This is a genomic window from Kitasatospora sp. NPDC050543, from assembly GCF_044457565.1.
In the GTDB taxonomy this organism is placed as follows: domain Bacteria; phylum Actinomycetota; class Actinomycetes; order Streptomycetales; family Streptomycetaceae; genus Kitasatospora.
The window spans coordinates 105,349-129,284 of the sequence record NZ_JBITGZ010000004.1; the positions used below are offsets into that span (position 1 = coordinate 105,349).

Annotated in this window: 23 protein-coding genes; 12 read left to right on the top strand and 11 right to left on the bottom strand. The window is 73.3% G+C overall.

Translation table 11 applies throughout. The features are described from left to right. Positions 1–4: 4 nt before the first annotated feature. From ACIBH3_RS06500 to ACIBH3_RS06530, 7 genes are all read right to left on the bottom strand, one after another. The gene (locus ACIBH3_RS06500) at positions 5–2,530 is read right to left on the bottom strand and encodes an acyl-CoA reductase (protein ID WP_396310770.1); all 2,526 of its coding nucleotides are present in this window, start codon (positions 2,528–2,530) and stop codon (positions 5–7) included. Continuing rightward, positions 2,527–3,687, bottom strand: a complete 1,161-nt coding sequence (locus ACIBH3_RS06505; protein WP_396310771.1) for an acyl-protein synthase — start codon at positions 3,685–3,687, stop codon at positions 2,527–2,529. The genes ACIBH3_RS06500 and ACIBH3_RS06505 overlap by 4 nt, the downstream gene beginning before the upstream one ends. Beyond that, complete coding sequence (locus ACIBH3_RS06510; protein WP_396310772.1) at positions 3,684–4,832, bottom strand: GNAT family N-acetyltransferase; 1,149 nt, start codon at positions 4,830–4,832, stop codon at positions 3,684–3,686. Before ACIBH3_RS06510 ends, ACIBH3_RS06505 begins: the two co-directional genes overlap by 4 nt. Beyond that, a complete protein-coding gene (locus ACIBH3_RS06515; RefSeq protein ID WP_396310773.1) occupies positions 4,829–6,190 on the bottom strand; it encodes an MFS transporter in 1,362 nt (453 codons plus the stop codon). Before ACIBH3_RS06515 ends, ACIBH3_RS06510 begins: the two co-directional genes overlap by 4 nt. Continuing rightward, positions 6,187–7,449 (bottom strand): phenylacetate--CoA ligase family protein, encoded by a 1,263-nt coding sequence (locus ACIBH3_RS06520; RefSeq protein ID WP_396310774.1) that lies wholly within the window; start codon positions 7,447–7,449, stop codon positions 6,187–6,189. Before ACIBH3_RS06520 ends, ACIBH3_RS06515 begins: the two co-directional genes overlap by 4 nt. A gap of 553 nt (positions 7,450–8,002) precedes the next feature. Then, positions 8,003–8,416, bottom strand: coding sequence for a VOC family protein (locus ACIBH3_RS06525; protein WP_396310775.1), 414 nt, complete (start codon positions 8,414–8,416; stop codon positions 8,003–8,005). A 336-nt stretch (positions 8,417–8,752) separates the two neighbouring features. Next, positions 8,753–9,748, bottom strand: a complete 996-nt coding sequence (locus ACIBH3_RS06530; RefSeq protein ID WP_396310776.1) for a GlxA family transcriptional regulator — start codon at positions 9,746–9,748, stop codon at positions 8,753–8,755. Between the two features lie 51 nt (positions 9,749–9,799). On the opposite strand from ACIBH3_RS06530, the gene ACIBH3_RS06535 reads away from it, so the two are divergent. From ACIBH3_RS06535 to ACIBH3_RS06545, 3 genes are all read left to right on the top strand, one after another. Beyond that, the gene (locus ACIBH3_RS06535) at positions 9,800–10,213 is read left to right on the top strand and encodes a cupin domain-containing protein (RefSeq protein WP_396310777.1); all 414 of its coding nucleotides are present in this window, start codon (positions 9,800–9,802) and stop codon (positions 10,211–10,213) included. Positions 10,214–10,362: 149 nt separating this feature from the next. After that, a complete protein-coding gene (locus ACIBH3_RS06540) occupies positions 10,363–11,091 on the top strand; it encodes a hypothetical protein (protein ID WP_396310778.1) in 729 nt (242 codons plus the stop codon). Between the two features lie 252 nt (positions 11,092–11,343). After that, positions 11,344–12,990 (top strand): N,N-dimethylformamidase beta subunit family domain-containing protein, encoded by a 1,647-nt coding sequence (locus ACIBH3_RS06545; protein WP_396310779.1) that lies wholly within the window; start codon positions 11,344–11,346, stop codon positions 12,988–12,990. 428 nt (positions 12,991–13,418) lie between these two features. Here ACIBH3_RS06545 and ACIBH3_RS06550 read toward each other — a convergent pair whose 3' ends face one another. Then, positions 13,419–13,862 (bottom strand): hypothetical protein, encoded by a 444-nt coding sequence (locus ACIBH3_RS06550; protein WP_396310780.1) that lies wholly within the window; start codon positions 13,860–13,862, stop codon positions 13,419–13,421. Positions 13,863–14,211: 349 nt separating this feature from the next. Here ACIBH3_RS06550 and ACIBH3_RS06555 point away from each other — a divergent pair, with 349 nt between their 5' ends. The 3 genes from ACIBH3_RS06555 (at position 14,212) to ACIBH3_RS06565 (ending at position 15,652) form a co-directional block, all read left to right on the top strand. Next, positions 14,212–14,577, top strand: a complete 366-nt coding sequence (locus ACIBH3_RS06555; RefSeq protein WP_396310781.1) for a hypothetical protein — start codon at positions 14,212–14,214, stop codon at positions 14,575–14,577. 230 nt (positions 14,578–14,807) lie between these two features. Then, positions 14,808–15,224 carry a polyketide cyclase gene (locus tag ACIBH3_RS06560; protein ID WP_396310782.1) on the top strand — a complete coding sequence of 139 codons (417 nt, stop codon included), beginning with the start codon at positions 14,808–14,810 and terminating at the stop codon, positions 15,222–15,224. Continuing rightward, positions 15,224–15,652 carry a MarR family winged helix-turn-helix transcriptional regulator gene (locus tag ACIBH3_RS06565; protein ID WP_396310783.1) on the top strand — a complete coding sequence of 143 codons (429 nt, stop codon included), beginning with the start codon at positions 15,224–15,226 and terminating at the stop codon, positions 15,650–15,652. The genes ACIBH3_RS06560 and ACIBH3_RS06565 overlap by 1 nt, the downstream gene beginning before the upstream one ends. Positions 15,653–15,839: 187 nt before the next feature. Here ACIBH3_RS06565 and ACIBH3_RS06570 read toward each other — a convergent pair whose 3' ends face one another. After that, positions 15,840–15,917, bottom strand: a complete 78-nt coding sequence (locus tag ACIBH3_RS06570) for a 50S ribosomal protein bL37 (RefSeq protein ID WP_396310972.1) — start codon at positions 15,915–15,917, stop codon at positions 15,840–15,842. 850 nt (positions 15,918–16,767) lie between these two features. Between ACIBH3_RS06570 and ACIBH3_RS06575 the strand changes: the two genes are divergently transcribed. Both ACIBH3_RS06575 and ACIBH3_RS06580 read left to right on the top strand, forming a co-directional pair. Continuing rightward, positions 16,768–17,208: a hypothetical protein gene (locus ACIBH3_RS06575; protein WP_396310784.1), complete on the top strand. Its 441-nt coding sequence runs from the start codon at positions 16,768–16,770 to the stop codon at positions 17,206–17,208. Positions 17,209–17,558: 350 nt separating this feature from the next. After that, positions 17,559–17,735: a hypothetical protein gene (locus ACIBH3_RS06580; protein WP_396310785.1), complete on the top strand. Its 177-nt coding sequence runs from the start codon at positions 17,559–17,561 to the stop codon at positions 17,733–17,735. A gap of 106 nt (positions 17,736–17,841) precedes the next feature. Here ACIBH3_RS06580 and ACIBH3_RS06585 read toward each other — a convergent pair whose 3' ends face one another. Beyond that, on the bottom strand, positions 17,842–18,234 hold the full coding sequence (locus tag ACIBH3_RS06585) for a hypothetical protein (RefSeq protein WP_396310786.1): 393 nt from the start codon (positions 18,232–18,234) through the stop codon (positions 17,842–17,844). Positions 18,235–18,683: 449 nt separating this feature from the next. Here ACIBH3_RS06585 and ACIBH3_RS06590 point away from each other — a divergent pair, with 449 nt between their 5' ends. Further along, positions 18,684–18,989 (top strand): cupin domain-containing protein, encoded by a 306-nt coding sequence (locus ACIBH3_RS06590; RefSeq protein WP_396310787.1) that lies wholly within the window; start codon positions 18,684–18,686, stop codon positions 18,987–18,989. A gap of 276 nt (positions 18,990–19,265) precedes the next feature. After that, on the top strand, positions 19,266–20,441 hold the full coding sequence (locus ACIBH3_RS06595) for a copper resistance D family protein (RefSeq protein WP_396310788.1): 1,176 nt from the start codon (positions 19,266–19,268) through the stop codon (positions 20,439–20,441). A gap of 457 nt (positions 20,442–20,898) precedes the next feature. Here the strand turns inward: ACIBH3_RS06595 and ACIBH3_RS06600 are convergent, their stop codons facing one another. Then, positions 20,899–21,456, bottom strand: coding sequence for a GNAT family N-acetyltransferase (locus ACIBH3_RS06600; protein ID WP_396310789.1), 558 nt, complete (start codon positions 21,454–21,456; stop codon positions 20,899–20,901). Between the two features lie 202 nt (positions 21,457–21,658). On the opposite strand from ACIBH3_RS06600, the gene ACIBH3_RS06605 reads away from it, so the two are divergent. After that, the gene (locus ACIBH3_RS06605; RefSeq protein WP_396310790.1) at positions 21,659–22,450 is read left to right on the top strand and encodes a TetR/AcrR family transcriptional regulator; all 792 of its coding nucleotides are present in this window, start codon (positions 21,659–21,661) and stop codon (positions 22,448–22,450) included. A 78-nt stretch (positions 22,451–22,528) separates the two neighbouring features. Further along, positions 22,529–23,713, top strand: a complete 1,185-nt coding sequence (locus ACIBH3_RS06610) for an FAD-dependent oxidoreductase (protein ID WP_396310791.1) — start codon at positions 22,529–22,531, stop codon at positions 23,711–23,713. Positions 23,714–23,936: the final 223 nt, after the last annotated feature.

The window sequence follows — 23,936 nt, forward strand, 5'->3', positions numbered from 1 at the left end:
CGGGTCAGCTGCCCGTCGGCCGTCGGTCGATCACCGCACGCAGCTTGCCGCTGCTCGGGGTCCGGTCGAAGGCGAGGGTGCCGGCCGTCTCGACCTCGCAGCTGAGCAGGTCCTCCGCGATCCCCGCGCGCAGCTCCGCGATCGCGGACACGAAGGCGTCGCGGGCCGCGTCGCTGGCGGGCGCGTACCGCTCGTCGAGCCGTACGGTCAGCCGCTCCCGGTCGGCCGCCGACGTCAGGATCAGCTGGAGCTCGCCGCGGTAGCCGAGCTCCTCCTCCGCGACCTGGACGAAGCGCCGGTAGTTGAGGAAGTACGTGCCGACCCGCACCACGTCTCCGTGCCGGCCGAGCAGCTCGATCCGGGGCGTGTGGCTGCCGCACGCGCAGACGCCGTCGACGGCCCGGCCGAGGTCGCCGATCTGGTACCGCTCCAGGCGCTGCCCGGACCGGGCGCGGCTGGTGAAGACGAGGCGTCCCGGCTCTCCGGCGGGCACCGGGCGGTCGGCCTCCGGGTCCAGGATCTCCAGGGTGTGCAGGTCGGTCAGGACGTGGTGGACCGAGCCCTCCGACCGGGCGCACTGGTAGCCGAGCGGCCCCAGATCGGTGCTGCCGTACGCGGCGGAGCGGATGACCTCGACACCGAAGTCGGCGGCCAGGACCCGGCGCTGCTCCGCGGTGAAGTGCTCGCCGCCGTAGAACACCTTGCGGATCCCGCCGTACTCGCGCAGCAGCTCGCCCTGCGAGTGGAACAGCTGCCACAGGTAGGAGGGCATACCGAAGAGGGTGTCGGCCCGGTACATCACGAGGGCCTCGGCCACGGCGGCGTGGTCGGGGCCGGCGGCCATCGGGATCTGGGTGGCGTTGAGGCGTTCCAGGATGGAGAAGAAGCTGATGAAGCTTCCGTACATGCCGCCGCAGTAGAACAGGTTGGCCGCGCGGTCGTGCGCCGGGTCGAAGCCGGCGGTGAGCAGGCCGTCCGCGGCCGCGCGCATCTGGACGTCGTAGTCGTGGTTGGTGAACACCGACAGGGCCGGGGCCCCGGTGGTGCCGCCGCTGCGGAAGTACAGGTGGGCGTGTTCGGGCGAGAGGGTGGCGAGTTGCTCCTGCACCGCTGCCTTGTCCAGCAGCGCGCCGGTCGGTGCGGCGGGCAGGGCGGGGGCGGCGATCAGGTCGTCCAGGCAGGCGGTGGCGCGGAAGGCGGCATCCGTCTGCACGCTGACCCGGCGGCTGTAGCGCTGCAACGCGTAGACCCCGTCGTGGGGTTCGCCGTCGTAGCTGTCGAGCATCGCGCCCACCGGGGTGACCCGCAGGACGCCGGCCGTCAGGACGGCGCGCGAGAGCCGGGCGATGTCGGCACGGCTGCCGCCGATCGCCGCGGTCTGGAGGTAGCGGCGCATGGGCCGCAGGGTGGCCGTGGCGGTGGCGCGCGGCAGCGGCTTGACCCAGATGCTGCGGTGCAGCGGGGACGCGGCGAGGGCCGGCCGGGTGTCCGCCAGCACCCGCCAGGAGCCGTCCTCGGCGGTGATCACCCTGGTCAGGCCCAGGTGCTGCTCAAGGCGGGCGATCAGCTCGGTGGTGGTGATCTCGGCGTGCTCGGCCGGGTCGAGCTCGGCCCGCGGGCACTTGGCCGAGGCCTCGGCGAGCCGGGGCGCGAACCGCTCGGCGAAGGCGAAGACCTCCTCCGCGCGGTCGGTGTCCAGGTAGACCACCTGCGGGCTGGAGCAGGCCTGCTGTTCGAGGCGGCAGACGTCGGCGGCGAGGGCGTCCAGGGTCGCCTCGTCGGACCACGCGTCGCGGGTCAGGTAGGCGAACGAGATCTTGTGACCCCATTCGATCAACCGGCAGCCGGGGGTGACGAGTCCGGCCACCCCCCGGACGGCCTCCTCGCCGCCCCAGACGGCCACGGCGTCCGCGGGCTCGCACAGCATCCGCAGCCAGTCCGTGCGGGTGGAGGAGAACCGCAGCACGATGATCCGCCGGGCCACGGCGCCGGTCGGGTCCGCGGCCGCCAGCTCCGCGAGCAGGTGCTGGGCGAGGAGGGTGTCCGTACCGCTGGTCTTGAGGACGTTGAGGTTGCCGGTGAGCAGGCCCTCCACCACGCTCAGCGGGGCGACGGCGGCGGCGTTGCCCGGGGCGATGTGGACCAGCAGCCCCACCGGCGCCCAGGCCTCGAAGACGGTCTCCCGGGCATCGGGGCGCGCCAGCCGTTCGGGGTGCGCTCCGCCGAGTTCACGCCGGAGCTTGCGCTCCAGCGCCGGGCGGGCGAGTGCGGCCGCGAGCTCGGCGAGGGTCGCCGCGCTCTCCTCGGGGTCGGTGCCGCCGTCGGCGAGCTGCGCGGCCAGCCGGGTGTGCACGGCGCTGCCGGGCACGCCCAGGGCCGTGCTGATGGTCTGGCAGGCGTTCAGGACGGTCTCGGTGGCGAGGGGCTCGGCCAGGCTCTGACCGGCGAGTGCGGGCAGGTCGGCGAGCCGGCGGGCCGCCTCGGCGTCGTCGATGAACGAGCCCTGCCAGAAGTGCGGTCCGGTGGTCACGACATTCCCTTCAGGAGTTCGGCGGCGGCGGCCGCGCAGTTGCGGTTGCGGCTCACTCCGGCGCGGCCGTGAATGGTGAACCAGGGCGTGGGCAGCGCGCAGGGGCAGTCCTGCCCGGGGTGCAGCGAGGCGAGATCGCCCATGACGACGCTCTGCGCCGGCACCGAGGTGATGTACGGGGAGACCAGGTGGAGGAAACCGCGCTCGCCGTAGGGCAGGGGCTCCAGGGTTCGGGGGTCGCGCACGGCCGCCCGGGACCACACCGGTACGTGCAGCCGGTGCTGCTCGCACTCGATGTACGGCACGCAGTGCTCGACGGAGCCGAAGGTGTCGCGGATCCGCCCGGAGGGGATGCCCAGCTGTTCGGTGACCTCCGCGTAGAACTCCTCCTTGCCGATCTGCCGGTCGGTGTGGCCCTTCCAGCCGCCGCCGAGCAGTACCAGCGAGCCGGCGGGCAGCTCCAGCGGCGGCAGGCCGAGGGCGCGCATCCGCTCCAGGGTGAAGTGCAGGAACGCCGGGAAGCCCAGGATCCGCACCGGCAGCCCGTCCTCGGCGTACCGATGGAGTGCGGCGATGCAGCCGTGGACGTCGAACTCGTGGCCGGTGCCGGTGTGCCGCAGCGCGTGCGTGGTGTGCCGGGCCGGGGCGAAGTCGCACAGGTAGTTGTCGGTGAACGAGGTGCCCAGCTTCAGCTGAGGGGCCGGTTCGTAGCTGTACAGCAGGTAGTTGACGGGCTGCTCCGGGGTGATCCAGCCGTAGTGGTCGAAGATCCGGGCCACCATCCGCTGCGCCGAGCGGATGGTCCACTCGTCGAAGAACATCTGCGACTTCTGGCCGGTGGTGCCGGAGGAGGTGAGGTGCAGGAACACCTCCTCGCGGGGGATCGAGAGGATCTCGTGCCGCTTGAAGAAGTTGGCGTGCACCAGCGGGGTCCGGACGTCCGGGCCGAACGCGGGAGTCTCGGTGGCGCCCTCCAGGGCGGAACGGAGGAACGGCGAGCGCTCGGCGTGCCAGGCGTTGCTCTCGGCCATCGCGGCGGCGAACAGCGTGTCGCACTCCGGCCCCGCCGCGTACGGCGAGGTGAGGTCGCAGAGCTGCTGTACGTGCGGGAGTGCGGCGGGGTCGGGCACTTCGACGGGGGCGAGATGGATGTTCATGAGGCAACCTCGTGACGGGGTAGGTAGGTCGAGGTCCAGGCCGTCAGGTAGGCGCTCAGGTACGGCTGGAGCAGCCCGCTGACGGCGGTGGTCCTGAAGTCGATCTGACGGCTGGTGCGGGACAGCACCACGTGGTCGTGGAAGCCGTCGCCGATCCGGCGCATGGCCGGGTAGAGGGCGCTGGGGATGAAGCCGGAGGCCAGGAAGGCGCTGAGCCCGGCGGTGTCGGCCAGCGGGAGCAGGGTCTCGACGTAGTCGGCGCCCGCGCGGGTGACGGCGGCCATCAGGGGTTCGAGCGCGTCGGCGGCGGCCGCGGGGCACGGGTGCACCGCGACGAGCGAGCAGCTCGCCGCGACCGGGTCGAGGTCGGCGTAGGCCTCGAACGCGCCGTCCGGCGGGGTGAGCAGGGCGTTCGGGGTGTGCAGCGGGAAGAAGCGTTCGCCCGGGTCCGGGAAGCGCTCCAGGAAGCGGCGCCGGACGAAGCCGGGGGCGGTGATGACCTCCATCGGCGCGGTCGGGGGCTGCCCCGGACGCGCCGTGCCCGCCGCGGGGGTGGGCGCCGGTCGCAGGCCGCCGTAGTCGATGCCGCTCGCCCGCTGGGCCGCGTCGAGCAGGGGTGCCAGGGCGGCGGGGACGCGGGAGACGGTCGCGCGGCGGGCCAGCACGCCGTCGGCGTAACGGGCGAACAGCGCCAGGCTCTCGCAGCCCGCCACCTCGACGGCGTTCGGCATCAGGCCCAGCGGCCGGAAGCCGTTGCGGGCGAAGACCTGCTGAGGGCCCGGCGTGACCACACGGACGGTGGCGTAGATGGAGTCGAGCGCGCCGGTGGCGAAGGCGTCCGCGCACACCGCGCGCGTCAGCTGCCCGGCCAGGCCGCCCTGGCGGTGCTCCGGGTGGACCGCCAGGCCCACCAGCTTGCCGACCCGGCTGCCGGGGTCGGTCTGCACCACCACCGAGCCGGCCGGCTGACCGGTCCCGGCCCGGCGGGCGGTCAGCCACCGGGTGTGCGGGTCCTCGATCAGGCGCCGCATCTCTGCGGGGTCGCTGCCCAGGGCGACGGGGTAGCCGTGCCCGTAGACGTCGAAGTACAGCTGGCGCAGCTGGGCGATGTCCTGGAGGGTCGCGGGGGAGAGCGTCACGGTCATCGCGGTTCCCCCACCGTGATCGCCACGGCGCCGGTGTCGGTGCCGGCGTCCACAACCGAGCCCAGGCCCGTGCCCGCGTCGGCGTCCGCGCTGACGTCCGCGTCCTGCGGGACGGTACGGCCGCCCCGGCCCAGCCACCACAGGGCGGCGGCCACCGGCACCAGGCCCAGGGCCTGGACCAGGCACAGCGTGCGCGGTGAGAGCTGGTCGCCGAGTACGCCGAAGACGAGCGAGGACAGCGGGAAGGTCGCGCCGAGCAGCGCCTGCATCACGGCGAAGAAGCCGGGCCGGTCGGCCACGGGCACCAGCCGCTGGAACAGGGCCACGAAGCGTACCCCGATGACGCCGACGCACCAGCCCGCGACGGCCAGCGCGCCCACGGCGGCGGTCTGGGCGGCGAGCAGCCCGGGCAGGCCCAGTGCGGCGGCCGTCAGTGCCAGGCAGCCGGCGCCCACCGCGGTGGGGGAGCCCGGCAGTCGCCCGCCGGTGAACGAGCCCACCAGCGTGCCCACGCCGAGCGCGGCTTCCAGCGCGGCGACGGTCGAGCCGTCGGCGTGCAGCACCGAACGCGTGTACAGCGGCATGACCACGAACACCGCGGTGGTGAAGACGTTCGCCGCGGCGAAGCAGATCAGCACCCGCCGGATGAACGGCAGACCGGCCAGGATCTGACGCAGCGTCCGCCGCGGCGGCTCCTGCTCGCCGGCTCCGGTTCCAGGTCCGGTCCCGGCTCCGGCCGTGGCGGCCGACGGGAAGCCGGTGGCCCCGATGAGCGCGGCCGCCAGCAGGTACGCGCCGGCGCAGCCCGCGACGATGCCCGCCAGCCCCCAGGAGTCGACCACCAGCGGGCCGAGCAGCCCGCCGGCGAGCCCGGCCAGGGACTGGGTGGCGAGTTCGAATCCGGTCGCGGCCTCGATGTCCTCGTCGTCGACCAGCTCGGGGACGGCCGTCGTCAGGCAGGGGTCGAAGACGGCCTGGCAGCCCGCGAGCAGCAACGCCGCGGCGTACGCGACGCCCATGGGCAGCGTGGCGGCGTACGTCCAGCCGGCCGTACCGGCGGCGACCAGGCCGGCGACGGCCGCCGCGCCGCCGAGCACGGTCCGGTGCGGGCGGCGCGCGATGAGCGAGGCCACCAGGGGCGCGAGCGCCACCGCGGGCAGGGTGCTGACCGCCAGGAAGGCCCCCGAGGCGAGGCCGCGGTCTGCGCCGGCCGCGTAGCCGACCAGCCACCACACCACGCCGACCTGGAACATCCGGCCGGCGGCCTGGGTGAGGACCTGCGCGGACCACACCGCGCCGAAGGTGCGGTTGCGTAGGACCACCGGAAGCTGCCGCGAGCGGGCAGGGGAGGCGGTCACGAGCGCGGCCGTTCGTCGATGACGCGGATCAGCTTGCCGGTACGCGCGTTGACGGCGAGGTCCCGCTGCCGTACCCACTCCACCGACATCGGCTGGACGTACCCGGCGGCGACGGCCTCCGGGTAGAGCGCCCTGGCGGCCTGGATCCGGTCGACGACGGCGGTCGCCAGCTCCGGGAGTCCGTCCGCCGCGCCGTCGCAGGCCAGCCGCAGCAGCAGGCCGTCCCGCGCGTCCCGGCGGCGCACCACCAGCTGGACGCCGGTCACCCGCCCGGCGGGGTCGGCGGCGCGGACGAGGTCGAGCACGTCCTGGGTGTACAGCGACACCGGCCCGACCCGGACGCCCTCCTCGGCCCGGCCGAGGATCCGGAAGTGCCCGGCGGCGACGTCGGTCCACTCGGCGCGGTCACCGACGGGGTAGCGCAGCACGGGCATCAGCCGCCGGCGCAGGTCCGTCACCACGACCCGCCCCGGTACGCCCTCCCGCAGGATGGGCGCGCCGGTGTGGTCGTCCAGGATCTCCAGGACGGTCTGCGGGGTGCAGGCCCGGTGCACCCGGAGGTCCTCGCCGGGCACCGGCCGGCCGAGCAGCCCGGAGTCGACGGCGGCGTAGCCGATCGAGGAGATCCGGGCGCTCGGGAAGGCCCTGGCGAGCAGCGGCCGCTGGTCCTGGTAGAGCCCCTCGCCGCCGAACAGCAGCAGCTCCACCTGCGGGAGCCGCCGGCCCGAGGCGGTGAGGTGGTCGGCCAGCGCGCACAGGGTGGTCGGTGTTCCGGCCAGCACCTCGACGTCGAACTGCTCCAGCGTCCGCACGGTCGACTCCAGGGGCGCCGCGCCGCCGAGCGGCAGCCGGACGTTGGAGACGGGCGAGCGGTGCAGTGAGTCGAGGATGAAGGTGAAGCTCGCGTACAGGTCCCCGGCGTAGAAGAGGTCGGCGACCCGGTGCCCCGGCCGCAGCCCGGCGTCCAGGAGGCCGGCGCCGAACGCCGTCGTGAACTCCTCCCACTCCTCGCGGCTGTAGAAGGAGAACTTCGGGGAGCCCGTCGTGCCTCCGCTCTTGAAGACGACCGCCTCGTCCAGCGGCGCGGTCAGCAGGCGGTTGTCACGCGGCGAGTTCGCCAGCCAGAAGTCGGCCTGCGGGACGACCGGAAGTTCCGTCAGCTCCGTCGTGCGGTCGGGTAGGCCGGCGTAGAGCTCCGCATAGAAGGGTGAATTGCGGCGCACGAAGCGTATGAGTTCCGTCAGTGGTTGAACGGGCATCGAATCCTGCTTTGGGGCATGCGAAGGTGAAGCGATGCCACGAGAGTGATGGCATCGCCGGGATGGGTTATGCGTGACCGCCGGCCGGTGGAGCCGTGGCAAGAGGGAATGCGCCGGGCCGGACTGACCGTCAGGTCGGGACTGGTCAGTGCGGAATGCCGATTCAAAGGCAGACGCTGACCGTCGGTCAACTTCAGTGATGTGGGTAACACTTGGGCCCCCACCCACGAAACAGAGGCTATCACCCTTCGTATCCCATTAGATTCCAGGCCTGATCGCCTATCTAGCGGAGAAGGTCATGGTCAGGGGCGTCGGACGCCGCCTGCCTCGCCGATGGCCGGAGTGCGTGGTGAGGTAGATCTCATGCGAAGATCCCGTCGCGACCGCCGCGCCGACGGGGGGCACCGTCCGTGTGCGTTCAAGTAGTTGAATGCGTGACAGATATCGCGGGGTCGCTCCACGCCGCCATCGATCGATTCCGTCGTGCCCGGCCCCGTGCGGCGGCAGAGACGGAGGCCGGAATTCCAGACGAGGTAGTGGGGCGCTTCAGTCGCTACCGGGTCGACCGGCCGGAGATCTCGCTGATCTCGAACAGATGGCCGTCCGGATCCCGGAAGAACGCCCGCACCTCGTAGCCGCGATCCACCGGCGGCGTGAGGAACGACGCGCCACGCGCCCGCAGGGTCTCGTAGGCGCCGCGGCAGTCGGGGACCCGGAAGATCAACTCGGCGCTCACCCGGTCGGGGTCACCCGGCGGCGCGAAGGACACGGTGGGCTTGTCCTCGCCAGGGCCGCCGCCGGTGACCAGCAGCAGCCAGGAACCCAGCAGCCGCAGGACGCAGGAGCCCTCGTACTCGCGCTCGACGGTGGCGCCGAGCACGCCCTCGTACCAGGCCCGCGAGCGGCCGACGTCGGAGACCACCAGCAGGTGGGTCAGGTCCGTGTCCTCACTCGGGAACGCCGACACCGGTGCCACCTCCTGGGCCTGCGCAATGGAGCGCCATCGAATGCCAACTGAACGCCGTCAAGCACCGTCAAGCGCCGTCAAGCGCCGTCAAGCGCCGTCAAGCGTGATGAAGCGCCCTGGGGCGTCACGGAACGTCACACGAACCGGCCTCATTCTCGGCACACGCACCGCCCCGGCCACGGCAGCGACACGCCCCGCCGGATCACGGCCTGGCCCCTCGTCCACCGACGTACGAGTTCCTCGGCGACTGCGCGGACGCGCCGGTCACCCTGCGGGCCGAGGACTGACCCGCCGAGCCGCCGGTCGGGTCGGGTCCGCCGCGCCAGTCACGCGCAGCTACGCCACGCCCGGCCCCGGCCCGAAGCGGCGCCGGTACGCGGACGGGGTGAGCCCGGTCTCCCGCCGCAGCAGAGCGCGCAGATTCGCGGCGGTGCCGAGCCCGCTGCTCCGTGCGACCACCTCGAAGCGGGGCTCGCCCGACTCGATCAGCCGGCACGCCAGGGCCAGGCGCTGCCCCGTCAGCCACGCCAACGGCGTCGTGCCCAGCTGGGCCTGGAAGCGGCGGTGCAGCGTCGCGGCGCTCACCCCGGCGCGCGTCGCGAGCCCGGCCACGGTGAGCGGTGCGTCCAGCCGCTCCTGGGCCCAGGTCAGGACGGGTGTGAGGGACTCGTCCGGCAGGTCGGGCAGCGGGCGCTCGACGAACTGCTTCTGCCCGCCGTCCCGGTGCCCCGCGAAGACCAGGCGCCGGCTCACCGCGTTGGCGACCTCCACGCCGTGGTCACGCCGGACCACGTGCAGCCCGAGGTCGAGCGCGGCCGCGCTCCCAGCCGCCGTGAGGATGTCGCCGTCGTCCACGAACAGCACGTCCGACTCCAGCCGGACGGCCGGGAACCGGGCCCGGAAGGAGTCCGCCCACCGCCAGTGGGCGGTGGCCCGGCGGCCGTCGAGGACCCCGGCCTCGGCCAGGGTGAAGGCGCCGCTGCAGAAGCCGACCAGGCGCGCGCCGCGGGCATGCGCCCGGCGGACGGCGTCGAGTACCGCCGGGCGCCGGGGCACGTCGGTGTCGGGCCGGTTGGGCACGATCAGGGTGTCCGCCGAGTCGGCCGCGTCCAGCTCCGCGACACCCGTGAGCGTGAAGAAGCCGTCCCGCATCACCGTGCGGGGTGCGGGGGAGCAGAGCCCGAAGTCGTACAGATCCCGGCCGAGCTCAGGTCGGCGCAGGCCGAAGATCTCGGTCGCGCAGCCGAGCTCGAAGGGGTTGGAGTTCTCGTCGACGATCACGACGACCCGGTGCGGGCCCGGGCTCGCCGCCTGCGAGGATTCTTGCGTCATCTGCTATTCCTAGCACTCGTGCGGCGTGGGCGGGCGGGCCAGGATGAGCGCATGAGCAACGAACCTCTCCTTCTCGACGACGCGCTGGCCTCCTTCGACGAGCGCTGGAGCCCCCGGATCGTCACCCGCGTCAACGACTACGACGTGCGGGTCGCCAAGGTCGAGGGCGAGCACATCTGGCACGCGCACGACGACACCGACGAGTTCTTCCTGGTCCTCGACGGCGAGCTGCGGATCGCGCTGCGCGAGCGCGCCGGCGAGCGCACCGTCGTGCTGCCGAAGGGCGCGGTCTTCACCGTCCCCCGGGGCGTGGAGCACCGGCCGTCCGCTCCGTCCGGCGCCGCCATCCTGATGTTCGAGCCGACCGGGACGCCGACCGTCGGCGACCGCCATGACGAGGTCCCGGGCCACGTGGACGCGACGACCGGGCACCTCCTCGACCTCGGCGGTGCACTCCACTCCTGAACCCGGTGGCGTCGTGTTCCGCCGCGGGGGAGATTCCTGGTTCGGCTGTTCCCGGACGGCGTGCACAGTACGATCGCCGTACCTGTGGCGGGGGTGCCCTGTTGCGGCTCAACTTCCGTTCGAACAGACCGACTTGCAGGAGGGCATCGATGCCGCTCGACTTCCACCCCCTCGGCGGACCGCGACGCGCACGGCAGCGCGAACGGCGGCGCGGGTGGCTGCCGGTGCTGGCCGTCGCGGCCGTCGCGCTGACCGGATGCTCCTCCTCGGACGGCTCGGCCAAGGCCGGCGCGACGCCCTCCGGTTCGGTGGCCTCCTCCTCGGCCTCCTCCCCGACGGTCGTCGCGCCGTCCTCCACACCCGCCGCGGCTCCGCCGGTCAGCACGCCGTCGACCACCTCGGCGGCGCCGAGCACGCCGGCGGTGACCGCGACACCGACCCCGGTGGCCGGTCCCCGCCCCGACGACGCCTGCACCATGCTGACCGCCGCCCAGGTCACCACCGCCATCGGGACGACCGACCGCTTCGTGGGCACCCATCCCGATCCGGCGTCCGACGGCAGTCCGGTCTGGGGCTGCACCTGGGGGTCGCACCTGTCCTACGCCTCACTCCGTGAGGTGACGGTCAACCAGTTCGCCCTGAGCATCGGCGGCTCCGACACCGCGACCACGATCATTCCCGGGATCGGCGACCAGGCCGTCCTCGCCAGCCGGAAGTCCGACGGCAGCCAGCCGCACCTCGCGTTCATGGCGGGGTTCCGCTACTACGTCCTGTCGGTGGTCGTGGACCGCGGCGAACTGGGCGCGACCAACGCGGCCAAGGAGGCAACCGCGGCGCGGGAGCTGGCGACGATCGTCGCGAAGGCGCTGATGGGCTGAGCCGCCGCCGTGCGCGGAGCGACGCGAGTGCGGTGACGCCCGCACCGGTGTGGAGGGGCTCGCGAGACGCGGGCCCCTCCAGCGGTGCCTCCGGGCCGCCGTGACCCGGCCGGGGGACGGCGCCGGGTGCCCGGCCGCAGTAGTGCGGGCGGGCTCAAGGACGCGGTGACCGGCGGGCCGGGAGACCATGGAGGCGATTCCCGGCGAGGGTCCCGGCACGGTTCCGGGCAAGGTCCCGGCTAGGAGCCCCGCATGTCCGAGCAGCCCGACCCCGGCCGTCGGCAGCCGACCCCGGCCGGCCGGCAGCCTGCCCACGGCCGCCGGCAGCAGCTCACGGGCCGGTCCGGGCCCGGGCGCCGGCGGTTCCTGGGCCTGGCCGGCGCCGCGGCAGCGGGCGCCGCGCTGGCCGCCTGCCACCCTGGTGGCGGCACGTCACCCGGGGCCCGGGCCCGGGCCGCCGCGGAGTCCCCGGGTAGCGCCCCCGCCACGGCGGCCCGTACCGAGGGGGAGCGCGCCGGCGACCCCGACTGGCGGATCACCCTGGCCGGGTCCGACCGCGCGATCGAGGGCTGGGCGGACCGGGTGAGTGTGCTCGCGGGCGAGAGCTTCGGCCTCCACGTCTCCACCACGGCGCCCGCGTTCACCGTTTCGGCCTACCGGATGGGCTGGTACGGCGGCGCCCGCGCCAGGCTGATCTGGCGCTCCCCGCAGCTGCCGGGCGCCGACCGCCCGGCCGGCGACGTCGACCCTGGGACGCGGACGGTCACCACCCGGTGGCCCCGCACCGCCGCCGTGGACACCGCCGGCTGGCCCGAGGGCTGCTACCTGCTGCGCCTGGACGCGCAGGACGGCGCCGGGCAGCGCTACGTCCCGCTCACCGTCCGCTCCCCGTCCACCGAAGGGCGGACGGTGCTGGTCAACGCCGTCGCCACCTGGCAGGCGTACAACGACTGGGGCGGCCACGACCTCTACAACGGGCCGACCGGCGGCTACCCCACCCGATCACTCGCGGTCTCCTTCGACCGCCCGTACCGCCACGACCACGGCGCCGGGCTGTTCCTGGTCTACGAGGCGCCGCTCGTCGCGCTCGCCGAACGGCTCGGCCTGCCACTCGCCTACACCACCGGCATCGACCTGGCCCGGGAGCCGGGCCTGCTCCGCGGCGCCCGGGCCGTCCTCTCGCCCGGCCACGACGAGTACTGGTCGCCAGAGCAGCGCGCCCACGTCACCGCGGCCCGGGACGCCGGCACCAACATCGCCGTCCTCGGCGCCAACTGCTGCTTCCGCCGGATCCGCCTCGAACCCTCGCCGACCGGTCCTCACCGCACGGTGGTCTGCTACAAGGCCTCCTACCGGCAGGACACCGGCTTCGCCGCCGGCCTGCCCCCCACCACCGACTACCGGGCGGCCCCCGCCGCCGACCCGGAGAGCTCGCTGCTCGGCGTGATCTACGACGGCTACCCGGTGGACGCGCCGTACGTGGTCGGCCAGGACACCCACTGGCTCTTCGAGGGCACCGGCGCGGTGACCGGCGACAGCTTCCCGCACCTGGTCGGGGTGGAGTACGACCGGGTCGACACCGGCTGGCCCACCCCGCGGCCGATCGAGATCCTGGCGCACTCCCCGGTCAGCTGCGCGGGCCGCGCGAGCCACAGCGACACGGCGTACCACACCGCCCCGAGCGGTGCCGGAGTCTTCGCCACCGGGACCATGCGCTGGGTGGAGGCCCTGGACGCCGCCGGTGACGGAACGTCCGGCGACGACCACGCGATGGACGCACGGACCGGCGCGTTCACCCGGCGGGTGACCGAGAACCTGCTGCGGGTCTTCGCGGCCGGCCCGGCCGGCCGCACGCATCCGGCGGCGGACAACGTCGCCGCCGTCTACGGGGCCGGCTGACCCGGCGCGAGTACGACGACTCCCACGCGGTGGTTGGCGAACTTCTGGATGATCTCGCCCGCGACGGGCTGCGCAGCCGGAAGAAGGCCTCGTCGAACCGCGCGGCAGGGGATGACGTCCACCCGGCACCCTGCCCTCGTCCATGGCATCGCCGATGAGGGCCAGGACGTCCCGTTCGCCGCCGATCGCCTCGCCGGCGGGGGTGCACATCAGGTCGGGCACGTCGTGGATCGTCCGGAGGCTGCTCATGAAGGCCGAGGCGGCTCCGGCTGCGCCGCACGGTCGGGCTAACTCCCCGCAGGCTCCGCACTCAACCAGGGGAACGTGAACCCCAGCCGCTCATGGAGTGCCTCTGCTTGCTGGCGCGTGGCAAGGACCAGGATGCTGTCGTAGCCGCTGTGCTTCGTACGCTCGAAGTCGACGTGGTGTCAGGCGCGGGGGTCGTCCTCGTGGGCGGTCTCGGCGATGGCGTCGCAGGCCGCTTCCTGGTCGTAGTAGTCGTCCGAGAAGTGCTCGGCGTCGATGGCCACGAGCCTGCCGTCCCGTTCGAACTCCAAACGATCGAAACGGCCGTCCGAGAGTGCGCCTTCGCCCTCGATGAGCCGCACGTCGGTGATGGCGACGCTGTTGCCGGCGACCGCGGCGGCGTCTGCCAGCAGGCTCTCGTAGCCGCTGTGGATGGAGTCGATGTCGTCGCAATGGACCGAGACCGCCACGCCGAAGGCTTCGGGGGCGCCGGCCGCCTCGTAGTGGTCCAGGTCGCTGTCCGCGTAGGCGGCGGCCTCCTCAAGGACGCTGCGCATCTTCTCCTCGGACACCAGGCCGATCTCGTGAAGGACCGCACCTATCCGCGCATACGTAATCGATGACATGTTCGACATGGGGGGATCCTGTCAGACGGGCCGCCTCCTCGCGCCTGACTCGGACCGGAAGTTCCGTACGGCACTTCGTGTGGCGACTGGCTGGCCGACGGGCGCGGGTGGGCGGTGCAGGCGAGGGCCCGCACTCCGTTCGGTGGCGTCCTGCGTCCTGCGTCCGTGTCGGCCGCGACGACCGGCGTCGGCGAGTCCGTACACATATGAGCCTCAGTTGATCTAGATCAGGACAACATCCATCTCAGCTGTCATGGTGGCTGTGGGGTCTCTGCTTGCATGGGCATGGCAGCCGCTTCGTACGCGGTGCCCGCACCCTGGATCCACCCCTGAAAGGACGTCACCACCCATGGCCCGTCTGCGTACCTCCCTTCTGGCGCTCGGCTTCACCGCCGCCACGCTCGCCCTGACGATGTCCCCCGCCCAGGCCGCCCCGGGTGACGTGACCAACGTCTGCTCCAGCACGCTCACCCCGAGCGGCTTCGTCGACGTCCAGTGGTGGAACAGCTTCAGCTGCGGTTCGAGCTTCGACCCGAACATGAAGCAGATCAAGCAGCTCACCGGCCTCCCGATCGGCACCACGGTGAACGCCTGTGCCTCCACCTACCCGCCTGCGGGCTGGGTCCAGGTGAGCTCGTACTACAACAGCAGCTGCCGCTACTCCTCCGTCCCCAGCTTCAACAACAACGCCTGGCAGCTCAAGCGCGTCTCCTGACGCCCGTCGGCGGCACGGCCCGGACCCGCCGTGGTGCGGAAGCAGCCCTCGTGGCATGTGTGCGCGGCTGCACGGCGCGCCCGGCCGCACCCGGTGCGGCCGGGCCGGTCGCCCGGTCGGCCCGCCGTAGCTCCATGGGCGCTCTCGGCGAGGAGTGTCACAGTGGACAGATAGTCTGCGCGTAGATAATCTATGCGCAGGCAATCTGATCCAGTCCAAGGAGGCCCACCATGTGGGAGTACGAGCACAGCATCGAGACCGGCGCCAGCCCCGAGGCGATCTGGCGGCTCTGGGCGGATGTCGAGAACTGGGGCACCTGGAACGCCGAGATCGAGAAGATCGAGATCAGCGGGCCCTTCGCGACGGACACCCTGATCACGATGACCCCGCCGGGGGAGGACCCCGTACAGTTGCGCATCGCCCAGGCCGTCGAAGGCGAACTGTTCGTCGACGAGGCCCGCTTCGGAGATCTGCTGCTGCGGACCATCCACCGGATCGAGCGAGTGGACGAGGGCCGGATCCGGGTGGTCTACCGGATGGAGATCACCGGCGGCGGCGCCGACGAGGTCGGCCCGCAGATCGGCCCGGGCATCACCGCGGACTGGCCCGACACGATGGCCGCACTGGCCGAGCTGGCCCAGGCCTGATGCCGCACAGCCCGGGGGAGAGCCCCGGCTTCCTGCTCTGGCACGCCACGCTGCGCTGGCAGCGCGACATCGCCACCGCGCTGGCCCCGCTCGACCTCACCCATGTGCAGTTCGTGCTGCTCGCCTGCACCTGGTGGCTGAACACTCAGGGTGAGCACCCCAACCAGCAGGCTCTGGCCCGCCAGGCCGGCACCGACGTCAAGATGACGTCCCAGGTGCTGCGCGCCCTGGAGCGCAAGGGGCTCATGGGGCGGGAGACCGACCCGGCCGACACCCGCGCCAAGCGCCTGCGCGTCACGGACGCCGGCGCCCAGCTGGCCCCACGCGCGATCGCCGCCGTCGAGAGCGCCGACGCGAGCTTCTTCCGGCCGGTGCCCCTCGACGAGGCGCTGTCCCTGCTCGCCAGACTGGCCCACCCCGAATCCTGACCCGCCCCGTCGGCCCGGCCACCTGAGCCGGGCGGCCGGGCCGGGTCGGGCCGCGGCACGGGGCAGGGGCCGCCGCGCCCGTGGGCGGCGCCGCTGGTCGCGAGCCGGAGCCCGGCTGCGGCCGCGGCGGTGGTGGCCGTGGTACGGCGCTACGGCCCGGCGGCTTCACGCACGCCGCCGGCTTCGCTCAGCACTGCGGCCGGCGGCCGTGGTTGGCTGCGTGCTTACGACGTGACCTCTTCTTGCGGCGTCGCTTCGATGACATGACCTCTCCTCTCTCGGCGATCCACGTCGCCCGACATCCACCCTCGATGTCCGGCTCCCGACATCCGTCAGCGATCACGACACCGGGCACTCACCCGGGGCGAAGCCCTCACCCGCGGGGCGCCTCGCGATCAACGCCCGCGCAGCCCACGCCGACGGCGCCCTACCACCATGCTCCACCCCCGCCGCCCGCGGCGCGCCCTCACGTCGGCGCACGCCCGCTCCCGCGCCCGGCGGCCGCGACGGCAGTGAATGCGGTGTGACTGCCGCTCGACTTCGTCGGCGGTGACCCGGTCTCCGCCGTGCGTGATCCACGACGTGATCCCGCGCGGACTCGGGGTCACTGCGCGGGCCGGTCGCAGGTCCCGGCCCTCGGCGCGGTGGGCTGCTTACGGACGATCTGAACGATGGCGTTCACGGGTCCCGGCAAGGAGCGGGCAGCCGAGCTGGCGGTGGCTTTCGGACGGCGCGCCGGCGAGGTGGCGCTGGGATGCGCCGGCGTCACCGGTCTGCCGAGCGCTCCGTGGTGTTCAGGCCGCTGGAAGGCAGGACCATCCCCTGACCGGCCCCGGCCACCCGACAGGACGGCGGCCTTTCACCACAACGGGAGAGCCGGTGCCGCCGAACGTCCCAGTACGTCGGTCGGCTCCCGGTGCAACGGACGTGTCCGGCGTTGTGCCCGCGGGTGAATCCGCTGACGCCGTGTCATGAGCAGGTGAGTCCGGTCGGCGTGATGATGCCGTCCGCCCCGAGGGGACCCCGTGAGCGCCCGTCCGTCAGGGGCGGCCTGGCCGGGGAGCGGTGCGGGTGTCGGTCGGGACTGTCAGATCGACGTGCCACGATTCTCTGTCGTGGGCATCCTCTACGACTACTTCAGCGCACGCGATGACCGGGCGGCCGCATCGGCCTTCGCCGAGGGCCCCGCTGACCGCGGGTTCGACACCGTCCCCGTCAAGGGCGTCGACCCTCAGATTCTGCTCGGTCGCGCTGCGGCGCTGCTCCTCGACCAGCCCCTCGCGCTGGTCACCACCCACGCCCGGTACGGCCGACTGGTGAGCGACCCGGATGCGGAGAGCGTGTGGATTCTCACTCTGCCCGACGACCTGCGTGACGCCCTGGCGGATGCGGGGGGTGAGCGGCTGGCCGCAGTGGCGGGGCCCTGGTCGAGAGCCGAGGAGTTCTCGGGCGAGGGCGATCCCGTCGATCTGGCCGGGTTCCTCGATCAGCTCGCCGCGCTTGCGCGGCGTGCACGGGCAGCGGGGCGCGGGCTCTACTGCCGGGTGTGCCTGTGACGGTGCCGGCCCGGCAGGGTGGGCTGGTCGGAGCGGGAGGCGGTTCGATGTGCCGACGGGTGACGCTCTTCCACTTCGCGAACGTCACAGGCTGCCCGCGGCCGGGGAACCTGATCGCGGTTTGACTGCGTGACCGGGGCATCGACTGGAGCCCCTTCACCGAGCACGCCCTCCGGAACGACCTGATGTGCGGAGTGGGTCCGGCCGGGCGCCGGCACGGCACGGTCATCCTCCATATCCGCGCGGATGCCCTGCGACGGCTCGGTCTCCATCCCGACCAGCCGGCGTCCGCTCCGGCCGACCCCCTGCACCCGCCGGGTGTCCTTGCCCGGGGGTGTTCCGCGGGGATCTTGCTGCTTCTCGCACACACCGGGCGTGAGCGGGGCCAGCGGCTGTTGTACACCTGGCCGCCGCACCCGGCCTGTTCGCAACGACCGCACGCCTTCGGCGAACTCGCCGTCTGCGCGTTTGCGGCCGATGACGACCACCGCCGGGTCCTGGCGGTCCTGGCCTTCCTGCGCGGCTGAACCCACCCGGGCGGCGGGGAGACCGCGCCGCCCGAGCCGGGGCGTCCGGGGCTCCCGGTGGGTGCGGGAGCTCCGGTGCGGGCGTGCGGGCCGGGTGATCCCGGGATCAGCGGCAGTCCCAGTAACCCTTGTGCCAGATCTTCTGCCAGTGGCCGGGCTCCCAGCGGTCCGAGGTGTAGGGGTTGTGCCACACCTTGTGCCAGTATCCGGCGTGCCAGTGGTGGTGGCCGTCGGTCCAGCCCGGGTGCCACCGGTTCTCCCAGTGCCCGGCGTGGGTGGTCCGCTCCCAGTGGCCGGGCACCCAGGTGTTCTTCCAGTGCCCGGTGTGCCAGGTGCACGTGCGGTGGTGCTGGTGGCTCTCGAACTCGCCGTTGTACGAGGCTGCGGGCCTGGTCTGCGCCGGGGTGGTCGCCGAGGCCGTGCCGGCCGTGGCGATCGCCGCGCCGCCTGCGAGCAGGACGCCGGCCGTAGCCAGGGAGAGCGAACGCTTCGTGTTCATGGGGGTCATCGCCTTTCGGCCGGGGCGGTACGCGCAGCTACGCCACCACTGCTGCTGGGTGGTGGGGGCGACGGCGCAGCGGGCGGGCGGCGCGGGCGGGCCGTGGCGGGTAGCCGCGGCGGGCGGCCCGACGTGCCGTGCTCCAGGGTCGGACCGCGCTCCCTGGGTGCCGCGTCGAACGTTCACGCCCTCGGTTCGGAGACGGCCGGGCGAGCGGATGGGTGAATTGTGTGGATTGTTGTCATTGGCGAGCCGCCGCAGACATGGCCGCGCGGATCGGGGACCGCCCGCAGGTCGGCAGCTGCCCGAGCCCCGGCGGTGTCAGGTGAGTCTTTGCCTAACGGTCGACCAACCGGTGCTCCCGGTCGGATAGGTTCCGGTACATCCATTGATCTTGATTCGCGGGGTTGGCTGGCATGCCCGGCCGGGTCCGTCAGGAGGGGTGTGTCATGAGTGTGGTCGAGCTGGTGACGACAGCGGCCGGTCTGCCGCAGGCGTGGAGCTCTCGCAGGCTGGGGCGGGTGGGCGAGGCTTGTGTGAAGGTTCTGCGGATGGACGAGCTGCCGGTGGAGGAGGAGAGCCACGGTGCCGACGAGGCGCTGCTCGTACTCGAAGGCCGGCTGGAGCTGGAGGTGGACGGCACACCGGTGTCGGTGGGGGCCGGCGAGCTGTACATGGTGGCGGCGGGAACCCCGCACGCCGTCCGCCCGGGAAGCCGCGGCACCCTGGTGATCGTGGAGTCGGCCGAAGGCTGACAGGCCGCCAGATCCGTTGCGTGGCAGGCGTGGCAGGCATGGAGGGTGGGGCGGGTGAGCCGTGGCCCGGTCCGGTGGCGCGGCCCGTCGGCGCGGTCCGGGGTCACCGCCGCCGCCGCGGTCACGCGCGGCCGGCGGCCGCGGACCGGGTGTTCGCGCTGCTCCGGACTGCGCGTCAGGTCTCGGCGGGCGCTCGACGACTCATCCGACGGGACGTGGACGATCTTCGAGGAGGTATGGACAGGCACCCCCAGAGTTAGGTTAGCCTTCCCTCTCATGAGCTTCGCCCACCTGGCCGCCACGGCCGCCTACGCCACGCCTCCCCTCTTCCGGATCCTCACCAAAGCGGGCTACTTCGTCGGCCTGTCCGCGGCCATCGGCGCCACCGTGACGTATGCGACCGCCGTCCGCCCCGCCCTGAGGACACCGGAGACCGAGCCCGGCGACGCGGACGCCCTGCGCCGCCGGATGTCGGCCTGCCTGGCCTGGTCCGGGGTGGTCCTGCTGGTGGCGGGCTACTTCCAGCTCGCCGCACGCCTGGCCCGGGCGGGCAAGGGGATGCCGTTCGGTGACGCCCTCGCACCGGGACGTATCTGGACCTTCCTGCGCGCACCGGCCGGGAAGGGTGCCTGGGTGGCGCAGGGCACGATCTACATCGTCCAGAACGTCGTCCTGGTCCTGGCGGCCGCCGCGCTCATCGCGCTGTTCGTCCCGCAGGTGCGGCGTCACCTGGACGCCGTCGCGCTGACCGCCCTGCCGCTGTCGCTCGCGGTGTCGCTCATCGGCGCGATACCGGCGGTCGCGCCGAAGGACGTGGACCACGCGCTGGACCCGGTGTTCGGGCAGCTCCACATCATCGGCGGCACGGTATGGGTCGGCGGACTGGCGCTGCTGGCCATCCTCGCCGTCCCGGCCCGCGGCCGGTTCGGCGAGAACGCGGGCGCGCTGTGGGCGGACCTCTGGCGCCGCTTCAGCCTCGTCGCCCTGATCTGCGTCGGCGCCGTGCTCACCTCGGGCCTGTGGATGAGCTGGAAGCACGTCGGTGCCATCAGCCAGCTCTGGACGACCACCTACGGGTTCTTCCTGCTCATCAAGCTGCTGCTGGTGCTCGCCATGGTCGTGGCCGGTGGCGTCAACCAGTTCTGGCTGATGCCCCGCATCGCCCAGGCCCGCCGCGCCGACGACCGCTCCTCCCTCCTGCACCTGACCCTGCGGCACTTCCCGAAGGTCGTCTGGGCCGAGGTGGTCCTGGGAGCCGCCGTGCTGGCCGTGGTCCCCTTCCTGGGCGGCTCGGCCCGCACCGAGGCCGGCAGCGCGCCGGCCGTGTCGAGCGGCAGCATCTTCGCCGCCGGTGCCGTACTCGTCCTCACCCTCGCCGCCTCGCTCTACGTCACGGCCAGGACCTCGGACGCCCTCGCCCGGCGCGCTGCCCCGGCCCCGGCCGCGGTCTGACGGCAGCGGTCGGCCCCGGGCCCGCCGTGACCTGACCCGGTCGACCCCGATCAGAAGGCGGGCGGCGGGTCAGGTCACCGCTGTTCGCCGGCCCGGGGCGGCCGGCGACGCCGACCGGATCGTGCCCATGTGGACCGAGGAGGAGAGATGCTGGCTGCAGGCGATGTTGCAGTTCTGCCGAATCCTCGCACTGCCGCCCCCTGCGGGCCACGGCCTCTGAGCTCACGGCGGATCTGCCCGCGCCGTCCGGTCCCGGGCAGCGCAAGGCGCAGCAAGAAGTCTGCCCGGAGCGGGGGAGCCCAACGCGAACGCATCGAGGTGCGGTGCCACGCGTCGCGGTCCCGGCGTGATCCGAAGTGACGCGCTGGTGCCCACGTACTCCCGTGCCGGCGTGAGCAGCTGAGGTTGCGTCATTCGTGGACGTCGGCCCGATCGAGGGGCCGGTCCGGAGGCGTCCTCAACGGGCGTTCTGCGCGGCCCGCCATTCGGGGGCGAGTACGGACCAGATCTCGGTGGTCTGCCGCACGCCCCGGTAGAGGTCGTTCTCGCGCAGGACGCCGTCGCGGCTCATGCCGAGGCGCTTGGCCACGTTGATGCTCGGGGTGTTCGCGGAGGACACGTGCCACTCCACCCGGTGCATGCCGCGCTCCCGCACCGCCCAGTCGATGATGACGCTGACCGCGCGGGTGATCAGACCGCGTCCGGCGGCCGCCGGTTCCAGCCAGCAGCCGGCCTCGCAGTTGCCCTCGGCCGCGTCGAAGACCCGGAACAGGACGCCGCCGACGAGGAGCCCGTCGAGCCAGATGCCGTACAGCCGGCCGGCGTCGGCGGCGGTCTTGTCCGCGTACACCTGGAGCCAGCGCCGAGCGGAGTCGAGGTCGGCCGCGACGTCGGGGAGCCCGACGTGCCGGCCGATGAATTCGCGGCCGCGGTCCATGTGGGCGAGGAACTCCTCGGCCTGCCAGGGCTCCAAGGGCCGCAGCTCGGCTCCGTCACCCAGCGATATCGCGAACATGCTCTTCCTCCACTGTGGATCTCCCGTCCTTGGATCTTCGCATGGTCGCCTGCCCGCCCGGGGCCGCTCGGCCCGCTCGGCCTGGTCGGGTGCGGCCGCGTGCCGCATTCGTGTGGGTCCGGGCTGGGAGGTGTGGCCGATGAGGGCGAACATGTTCGTCAGGAACTTGCTCGCAACGAACATGTTCGTTACGTTGAATGTCATGACACCCCACCCCGATGCCCCGCGCAGCCGACGCGAGCGGCCGGCCAAGCCGGCCCTGACGCGCGCCGGCATCGTCGCAGCCGCGGTCGAGATCATGCGGGCCGAGGGTCTCCAGCGGGTCACCATGCGCCGCCTGGCGCAGCAGCTGGACACCGGGCCGGCCTCGCTGTACGTCTACGTCCGCAACGCCGCCGAGTTGCACGCGGCGGTGCTGGACGAGCTGCTCGGCGAGGTCGACCTGGCCCCGGTGCGGACCGCAGGTGACTGGCGCGGGCGCCTGGAGGCGGTGCTCACCTCGTACACCGGTGTGCTCTTCGAGTACCCCGGCCTTGCGCAGTCGGCGCTGGTCGCCCGACCCAGCGGGGAGCACTACCTGACGCTGATCGAGGCACTGCTGTCCTTGCTGGACGAGGGCGGCGTCCCGGCCGGACAGGCGGCCTGGGGTGTGGACCTGCTGCTCCAGTACGCCACCGCGACCGCGGCCGAGCACGCCACCGGCGAGGGCGCCGCCGACACGCGTGCCGCCGCCGCCCGGGACGCCGAGATCCGGGCCGAGTGGGACGCCGTCGGCCGTGCCCTGCACGGCGCGTCGGACCGTACGCACCCGCACATCGCCGCGCGCGCCACCGAGCTGCTGTCCGGCACGCCGCAGGCCCGCCTGTCCTGGGGCTTCCAGATGCTGATCAACGGCATCGTGCACACGCCCACACCCACACCTGCGCCGACGTTCACGCCTGCGGACACACGCCCGACGCCGCAGGACCCGGAGGCCCGGGAGACACCCGGGTAAGGCCCGTGGCCCCGCACCCCCCCGGCCGAACCGATGTCGTGCCCCGCCCGTACCGCCGTCCATGAGGGAGCAAACGCCATGACCACCGCCACGACGACCAGCCCCCACCACCCGATCGCCATCATCGGTGCGGGCCTGGGCGGCCTCACCCTCGCCCGTGTCCTGCACGTCAACGGCATCGAGGCGGCCGTCCACGACCTCGACGCGGCGCCGGAGGCCCGCGCGCAGGGCGGCATGCTCGACATCCACGAGGAATCCGGCCAGATCGCGTTGCGTGCCGCCGGCCTGCACGAGGAGTTCCGCGCGCTGATCCACGCCGGGGGCGAGGCCGTGCGGATCCTCGACAGGCACGCCGTGGTCCACCTGGACGAGGGCGGCGAGGTCAGCGGCGGCCGCCCCGAGGTGGAGCGCGGCGAACTGCGCGCGCTCCTGCTCGGCGCGCTGCCCGGGGGCACCGTCCGCTGGGGCGCGAAGGTCACCGGCGCGCGCCCGCTGGGGGAGGGCCGGCACGAGGTGACCCTCGCCGACGGCGCCACCTTCACCACGGACCTACTGGTCGGTGCGGACGGGGCCTGGTCGCGGATCCGTCCGCTGGTCTCCGACGCCACCCCCCGTTACACCGGCGTGTCCATGGTCGAGGCGGATCTGCAGGACGCCGATACCCGCCACCCCGGGAGCGCCGCCGTGGTCGGCCCAGGCATGCTCTTCGCGCTCGGTGAGGACAGCGGCCTGCTGGCCCACCGTGAGCCCGATGGCAGCCTGCACGTGTACGCGGCGCTCAGGGTCGCGGAGGACTGGATATCCGGCTTCGACTTCGCGGCCACCAAGGCCGGGGGCGGCCCCGGCGCCGATGCCGCCAGGGCGGCCGTGCTGGAGCGGTTCGCCGGCTGGGACGGGAGCCTGCGGGCCCTGATGGCCGACGCGGACGGCGAGCTGACCCCGCGTCCGATCCACGCCCTGCCGGTCGGCCACCGCTGGGACCGCGTCCCCGGCGTCACCCTGCTCGGCGACGCCGCCCACCTGATGTCCCCGTTCGCCGGCGAGGGCGCCAACCTCGCCATGCTCGACGGGGCCGAACTCGGCCGAGCCCTCGCCGCGCACCCGGGCGACACCGAAGCCGCCCTGGCCGCGTACGAGCAGGCGCTCTTCCCACGCAGCGAGGCCGCCGCGGCCCAGTCCGCCGACAACCTCGTCCTGTGCCTGCGCGCCGACGCGCCGCAGGGTCTGCTCGACCAGTTCGCCGCCGACCAGCACGTGGGCTGACACGCCGCCGGCGCGCCGGACCTCTGCCGGTCATCCGGCCGTCCGCGGCAGGCGGGGCGCGCCGCGAGCACCGGCCCTGAATGTGCAGGCCCTGGGCGCCGGCTTCGGCGGGCGGGGGGCGGGGGCGGCCCCGCCCCCGGCCCCCCCCCCCCCCCCCCCCCGGCGGGCGGGCCCCCCCCCCCCGGGGCCGCCGCCCGCGCCGCCATCGCGGCGGCGGCCACGG